The 7,013-nt window shown below is 36.3% G+C and carries 9 protein-coding genes and 1 tRNA gene; 3 read left to right on the forward strand and 7 right to left on the reverse strand.

Annotated features, from left to right (window positions below; genetic code table 11):
• The 3 genes from ABYK33_RS12330 to ABYK33_RS12340 form a co-directional block, all read right to left on the reverse strand.
• The coding region (locus ABYK33_RS12330; protein WP_373033558.1) for a cold-shock protein at positions 1 to 83 on the reverse strand (83 nt) is incomplete at its 3' end.
• 203 nt (positions 84 to 286) lie between these two features.
• On the reverse strand, positions 287 to 793 hold the full coding sequence (locus ABYK33_RS12335; protein WP_373033548.1) for a hypothetical protein: 507 nt from the start codon (positions 791 to 793) through the stop codon (positions 287 to 289).
• A gap of 98 nt (positions 794 to 891) precedes the next feature.
• On the reverse strand, positions 892 to 1,368 hold the full coding sequence (locus ABYK33_RS12340; RefSeq protein WP_373033550.1) for a hypothetical protein: 477 nt from the start codon (positions 1,366 to 1,368) through the stop codon (positions 892 to 894).
• A gap of 202 nt (positions 1,369 to 1,570) precedes the next feature.
• Between ABYK33_RS12340 and ABYK33_RS12345 the strand changes: the two genes are divergently transcribed.
• Positions 1,571 to 2,686, forward strand: a complete 1,116-nt coding sequence (locus tag ABYK33_RS12345; RefSeq protein ID WP_373033551.1) for a hypothetical protein — start codon at positions 1,571 to 1,573, stop codon at positions 2,684 to 2,686.
• Positions 2,687 to 2,732: 46 nt separating this feature from the next.
• On the opposite strand, the gene ABYK33_RS12350 is transcribed toward ABYK33_RS12345, so the two are convergent.
• From ABYK33_RS12350 to ABYK33_RS12360, 3 genes are read right to left on the reverse strand one after another with little or no spacing between them, the layout of a single operon-like run.
• Complete coding sequence (locus ABYK33_RS12350) at positions 2,733 to 3,398, reverse strand: DUF502 domain-containing protein (protein ID WP_373033552.1); 666 nt, start codon at positions 3,396 to 3,398, stop codon at positions 2,733 to 2,735.
• On the reverse strand, positions 3,395 to 5,293 hold the full coding sequence (locus ABYK33_RS12355; RefSeq protein WP_373033553.1) for an NAD(+) synthase: 1,899 nt from the start codon (positions 5,291 to 5,293) through the stop codon (positions 3,395 to 3,397). Before ABYK33_RS12355 ends, ABYK33_RS12350 begins: the two co-directional genes overlap by 4 nt.
• A 54-nt stretch (positions 5,294 to 5,347) precedes the next feature.
• Positions 5,348 to 5,869: a peptidylprolyl isomerase gene (locus ABYK33_RS12360; protein ID WP_373033554.1), complete on the reverse strand. Its 522-nt coding sequence runs from the start codon at positions 5,867 to 5,869 to the stop codon at positions 5,348 to 5,350.
• A 67-nt stretch (positions 5,870 to 5,936) separates the two neighbouring features.
• On the opposite strand from ABYK33_RS12360, the gene pyrF reads away from it, so the two are divergent.
• Positions 5,937 to 6,629: an orotidine-5'-phosphate decarboxylase gene (gene pyrF, locus ABYK33_RS12365; protein ID WP_373033556.1), complete on the forward strand. Its 693-nt coding sequence runs from the start codon at positions 5,937 to 5,939 to the stop codon at positions 6,627 to 6,629.
• Here the strand turns inward: pyrF and ABYK33_RS12370 are convergent.
• Positions 6,619 to 6,741 (reverse strand): hypothetical protein, encoded by a 123-nt coding sequence (locus ABYK33_RS12370; protein WP_373033557.1) that lies wholly within the window; start codon positions 6,739 to 6,741, stop codon positions 6,619 to 6,621. The two genes, pyrF and ABYK33_RS12370, sit on opposite strands and share 11 nt — an antisense overlap.
• A 169-nt stretch (positions 6,742 to 6,910) precedes the next feature.
• On the opposite strand from ABYK33_RS12370, the gene ABYK33_RS12375 reads away from it, so the two are divergent.
• Positions 6,911 to 7,001: transfer RNA gene (locus ABYK33_RS12375), tRNA-Ser, on the forward strand.
• Positions 7,002 to 7,013: the final 12 nt, after the last annotated feature.

The following is a 7,013-nucleotide window of genomic DNA, read 5'->3' on the forward strand; positions in this document are numbered from 1 at the left end:
TCTCCACCATTCTCTTGTTGAATAAATCCATAACCTTTTTCATCGTTGAACCATTTAACAGTTCCGTTTACTAATGCTGCCATTTTTTGTACCTTTGGGTAATAATTTTCACTTAAAACTTAAGTGGAATCCAAATCAGAGAGAGTCTTCGGGGTCTAGCAATAACACTTAACACACGCGAGATGAACTCGTACTTCATCTTTCTTCACATAAATTATACCTTCTTTTTTTAAGTTATAACCTTATTTAAAATAAATATATTTTTTTCATAATAATTGATCATCTATTAATAGATGAAAAAGCGGCGTACTGGGGTGACCAGGGGTAAAAAATGTACTTTCCATGTCGTCCATCGACTCATAAATGGTTCTGATTCATTACTTAAGTTTATAGTGTTTTTATAATATGCAGGTCTTGCATTTGGATCTAATTCTATTAACATACTGTTGAGTTTCTCTGTGCTCATGCCATAAACCATGTTCAATTCCTGATCAAAACCTTTTGTAGCTAATACATTTAGTACTCTATTATCTTGTAAAACAACCTGGAATGCATATATAAGCGTATTGTAGTAGACTCTTATTACTTTTTTGGCATCAAAAATAATACTTATCGTTTTAGTAGTTGTAGGTTCAAATTCATATTGTATATCTGTCTTAGCTTTTTCATAGACCATAGTTCGGCCATCATCTAAACGCAATAGGTATTGTGTAAGGAAGAGTGTACTGAAGTTTTCTCTTTGTTGTTTAAGTTGTGTACCCCGTACCTGTAAATGTGAATCATTTATTTGCAAATTAAGTTGCTCATTATGATAAGATAAATTTGAAGTAGCACAACTATTTATGAGTATAAGCACTACACTTAAAAGGAATACTTTTATGAGATTTTCCATTATATGATCTCAGTTAACTTTAAAAAAACGTGGTTGATCTCCTTAAGAGATTTTTTTGCTAGTTTATCTGCTTCAACTTTGGATTCTTTATACATATGCGTAAACTCTTTTTGTTTCTCATCCCATAGATCTTCACCTTCCATTTTTGCAAGATGGATTTTAAGGGCTGCTATGTCTAATTCTTCTTGTGCATTATTTGAAACTTTATAGATGAACTCATGTGTGATCTCTGTTAGTTCTTTTAATCTGTCGCGTGCTTCCATAATGCCTAGGTGGCCTTTAAGTTCTGCTTCCTCTTCTACGTGATCATAAGCATCTTTAAGCTTACCTTCTACGCCTGATAGATGCTTTTTCAAATCAGACCAAAACTCACTGACTTCTTCTGTAAAGTCATCACTACGTTCTTCTATATTCTTTTCAATCTTCTCCAATGACTTCTTTGACTCTTCGATAATTTCTTTGAATTCTTTTTCCATCTGTTGATCCTTCTAAATAGCTTATACAATTATTATAACATTTTTTGTAGTTAATATTTCGAGGTATTTTTATAGGAAAATATCGAAGTTATTATAATAGTTTAAGGCCCAAAAAAGTTTATTTTCTTCCAACATTAATTAGTTTTTATTTGTATTAATGATAATATTGTTTATGTTATAAAATGTTTGGAGGGGAAATATTATGAATATCATGACAAAATTTAAAATAGGTTTTATTTTTCTTGTAGGATTGTTTACCTTAAATCTAGAAGCCAACCCTGTATTTGCAAGGCAATACGATATGGCATGTAGTGCCTGTCATTCACAAGTACCTGCACTCAATGATATGGGGCTTGGGTTTGCTAGGAATGGATTTAGGACATCCACATTTGATACGACTTCGTTACAGAGTTTATTGGATGAAAATAGTACTAGTAGACGTTATCCTGTTGGTGCCATTCTAGGTTTGTCCGATAACTCCAAAACCGATGAAGTGAACCGATTGGTTAAACTCTATTTATCGGGTACGCTTACAGAATATTTATCTTTATATTCTTTTACGAAAGAGTCTTTTAACAGTAATAAAAGTGGTCAAGATCTTTTTGAGTCTGACAACTCTCAATTCTATTTCCAATATAATATTTTAGAAGCTAAACATGTCTTCAGGGCAGGGCTTCTTTCACCTTTAACACAATTGGGTAATGTCCAAAGAAGCATGTCACATTCTGGATTAAATGGTATAGGAGATCATGGAGATAATTACGTCTCGCCTCTAGGGTATGCCGATGTCAGAAAAATAAAAGGTGCAGAATACTCTTATCTGTTTGATAATAATATACTGTTGCTTGTCTCTTATGGTGAACAGGTAGCTAAACATGGGAATCATGGAAATCAGATAAATGATGATAACAATGATGCTTTTTTGACCGGTATAACATATACAACTGCAGAAAACTATAAGATCGGTTTGATATACAATTCTGTAGATACAGAGGGCGATGATTTCTATTCAATTATTGTCCCTATAGAAAAAGAGTATAGTATGCTTACTTGGAACTCTTCTTTGGTCTATGCAAATATTGCTGATGATGATTATATTGGTCTTGAAACTGCATTTACATTCCCATTGGGTGATATGGAGCATATTAAGGCCATTGTAAATGTGGACAATGATGAGAATGATAATACTAATTATGGGTACTCTTTAGGCTATACTAAAATTTATAAAATGTTCTTTTTCGAAGCTGCAGCAGGACGTGTTAATACAGAAAAATACAGTAGCAATAAAGCAACAGGTTCTATTAACTTAATTTTCTAACACAATTCGATGAGACTTCATTAAAAAGTCTCTATCGAATACCACACTATATTTTTACTTTATTTTCCTCAAGCCAATCACTTAATAAAACAAGTTCATCTACATTCTTTGGCTTGGTTCTCAGAATGTCTGCAAAACTTTTTACACCCATAGAGAGCAAGTACTGTAAGTTGTTATCAAAGGTTGCGTTTTCTATGACATAAATATTGTCTTTATGTACTTCAAACATGAATCCACCATTTGGGATAGGTGACATAGAAAGTGTAATGGTGTAATGGTCTTTGATGATACTCTCTTTTTGTGAATACATCAGACCGATGTTATAGCCTTCCTGTGCGAAGCCTTTGATGGCAACAACCATTACCTTGTTCTGACCTTTTTTTGAAGAGTTGAAAATGCCTACAAGTTCTTTGATAGTAGTGTACCCAGGAATTTTAGAAAATATGTGTTCAAACAGATCAGCAAGTCTTGTTTTGACCAAATGTCCTACGATATAAAGTATCACTAAAAAGAGGAATACAGCTAAAAGACCCCATAAAAAGACATTATTTTCAGGAGCAAAACCGATAAGCCTAAAGGCCCAGCCCACTAAAAGTTCTACCTTACTATAAACCCATAATAGGATGATAATAATAGCAACGATAGGAAGAAGCCAAAAGAGTCCCTGGAGCATAACGTTCAAGAAGTGTTTCATGGGTGTGTTATCTTTCATTTGTTCAATTCCTCCAACCAAATTTCTACATCTGCATCACTGGCCATTTTCCAATCTGCTCTTGGACTTAAAGAGATCGTACCCACTTTAGGTCCATCAGGCATACAGGAACGCTTAAACTGCTGGGTGAAGAAACGTCTTAAAAAGAGTGTTAACCACTTGGTTATAGTTTCTTCATCGTATTTAGTATCAAATGATATACTCGCAAGGAAACGTATCTTCTCTGGTTTAGCCCCATACTTAATAAAGTGATAGAGAAAGAAGTCATGTAGCTCATAAGGACCTACGATACTCTCTGTCTCTTGGACTATTTCATCTCCTTCATGAGGGAGCAGTTCAGGACTTATAGGGGTATCAAGTATGTCATCTATGATCTTAGCGATCACTTCGTTATTTTTATAGTATTCAATGACATACTGTATGAGTGTCTTAGGTATGCCTGAGTTGAGGGCATACATACTCATGTGGTCACCATTGTACGTAGACCAGCCAAGTGCTATCTCACTAAGGTCGCCTGTGCCGATAACAAGAGCAGATTCCTTATTTGCCATATTCATTAATATGGAAGTTCTTGCTCTTGCCTGAACATTCTCATAGGTAATACTGTGCTCATCTTTATTGTGCTCTATCGCTTCAAACTCTTTGAGAGAGATATCTGTGATGTCTACGGTTTTAAGTGTGACACCTAATGCTTCACAAAGCTTCACTGCATTAGATTTTGTACGACTGGTTGTACCAAATCCAGGCATGGTCACAGCGATGATGTTTTGAACATCCCAGCCCATCATTTCAAATGCTCTGTGTGTTGAAAGCAGGGCAAGTGTAGAATCAAGTCCACCAGAGATACCTATAACTGCTTTCTTGATATGCGCATGGCTCATACGTTTGATGAGACCGTAAGCCTGAATGTGAACTATCTCATCACACCGGTGCTTTTTCTCTGCATAGCGTGAAGGTACAAATGGCATAGGGTTGATATCGCGTTCAAGTTTACTGATACTTGGAAGATCTTCTACTTTGATGATACGTGTTTTTTTACGTCTTCCGTCAGAGTAGCTTGACTCATTAAGTCTAAGCCATCTTAAACGCTCTAGATCCACATCAGCAGTAATCAGGTTGCTTTCAAGAGAGAAACGCTCATTTTGAGCCAGCGTAGAACCATATTCAGAGATGATAGCATGACCACCAAATACAGTATCTGTAGTAGATTCACCCACACCGGCAGAAGAGTAAACATATGCAGCCATACAACGGGCACTTTGTGTACGTACCAGTTCTTCACGGTATTCTGCTTTGCCTATAAGTTCATTACTTGCTGAAAGGTTAAAGAGGAGATTGGCACCATTACTTGCCATATGGTTACTTGGAGGTGTAACCGCCCAAAGGTCTTCACATATCTCTACACCAAAAGTCATATCTTTAGAGTCTGTAAAGAGTAGGTCTACACCAAAAGGTATTTCCTCTCCGAACAGTTCAGTCGTGGTTCTTGTGATGTCTCTACCTGTGATAAATTGACGTTTCTCATAGAACTCTTTTTTGTTTGGAAGATAGCTTTTAGGTACAACACCTAATATCTTTCCGCTTTGAACAACTACTGCACAGTTATAGAGTCTGTCTGCTTCAAGTACGGCTATACCGATGATAGCAATAGTACCCATATTTTCTATATTATTTAATATATACTTGAGTGCTTCATCTTGTGATGCTATTAGAGTTTGGTTAAGCAAAAGGTCACTAGCAGTGTATCCTGTGAGCGTAAGCTCTGGAAATACAACGACACTAACCTCTTTAGTATGTGCTTCTTGGATGAGCTTTATGATTTCTTCAGCGTTTTTAGCAGGGTTCGCTACTGTGGTTTTGTTAACAGCTGATGCAACTCTATAATATCCAAACATACAGTTCCTTTTTTTAATGTTCTTGGGCAAAGCCCAAGAATAACGAAAAGTTAATTACGCTTTTGTAGCAAGAATTTCAATACTAATGATGTCATCATTTTGATCGATGTTATCAAGTACCATGAAACTATCTGTATCATCTTCTTCTATTGCACCAAATACTGTGTGAACACCATCAAGGTGAGGTGTTGGTACAAAAGTGATGAAGAACTGGCTACCACCTGTATTTGGTCCTGCGTGCGCCATAGAAAGTGTTCCACGTCTATGAGGTTCTGTACTTGTGTCAGTTTCACAGTCTATCTGCCATCCTGGTCCACCTGTTCCTGCCATTGCTGGATTGTCTTTTGAGTGTGGACAACCGCCTTGTGCCATAAATCCAGGGATTACTCTATGGAATTTAAGGTCATTATAAAACCCTTGCTCTGCAAGGTGAGCGAAGTTTGCTACTGTGTTAGGAGCATCTTCTGCATAAAGTTTAGCCCAGATAACACCTTTAGAAGTTGTAAATTTAGCGTAGTTGTATGTGTCCATTACGGATTGAGTGATGTCGTATCTTTTTGATTCTTTTCCAAACATGTTGTTTAGTCCTTATATATTAAAATTAGGATATTATTATACCACTAAAATATAAGAGGTTTGTACCATGGAACTATGTGTAGCACTTGATCTGCCATCGGCTGAAGAAAACTTGGCACTGGCTGAGTCACTTAAATCATACAATGTTTGGATGAAAGTTGGATTCCGTGCGTACATCCGTGATGGAAAATCTTTTATAGAAGCACTAAAAGAGATCAACCCTGATTTTAAGATATTTTTAGACCTTAAACTCTATGACATCCCCAATACTATGGCTGATGCAGCTGAAGAGATAGCTAAGATCGGTGTTGATATGTTCAATATCCATGCATCTGCAGGAGCAGTTGCCATGAAAACGGTTATGGATAGACTGGCTCCTTATCAAGACCGTCCATTGGTACTGGCTGTTACAGCACTTACTTCTTTTGATGAAGAGAACTTCCAGAGTATCTATGAAAAAAGTATAGATGCAAAAGCAGAGCAGTTTGCAAAAATGAGTTATGAAAATGGTTTAGATGGTGTAGTATGTTCAACATTTGAGAGTAGGGCTATCAAAAATGCTACTTCTGACACATTCTTGACACTCTGTCCAGGCATAAGACCTTTTGGTGAAGATGCAGGAGATCAACAGCGTGTAGCAACACTTGAACTTGCAAATGAGGAGGATGTAGATTATCCTGTAGTAGGAAGACCTATCTACAAGGACAGTACCCCTGAACATAAAGTTGAAGAGATACTAATAGTGATTGCTACTTTTTAATCTCTTTTTTCGGCTTGGTCATATCGACAGCATTATCCATACCTTGCATCATAAAATATGCACCTATAGCAAACATGATCAGTACGATGAGTGGTGTGAGTTTTTTTAACATTTTAGAACCTTGGTTTAGAAATATATTTACGTAATGATAATCAGTTTTTTAGTGATTTTCCTAAAAAATAATATAACTCAGTGAAAAAAAATAAATTTACCCCAAAACGATTCTTTTTTAAGCTTTTATTTAACCCAATCCTATTATAATCTCATCCACCAAAACACATGGACAGTTGGGTGAGTTGGCTGAAACCACATCCCTGCTAAGGATGCGTACTCGTAAGGGTACCGAGGGTTCGAATCCCTCACTGTCCGCCACTTCAAAAGTAA

It is taken from the genome of Sulfurovum sp. (assembly GCF_041562805.1).
GTDB lineage: Bacteria > Campylobacterota > Campylobacteria > Campylobacterales > Sulfurovaceae > Sulfurovum.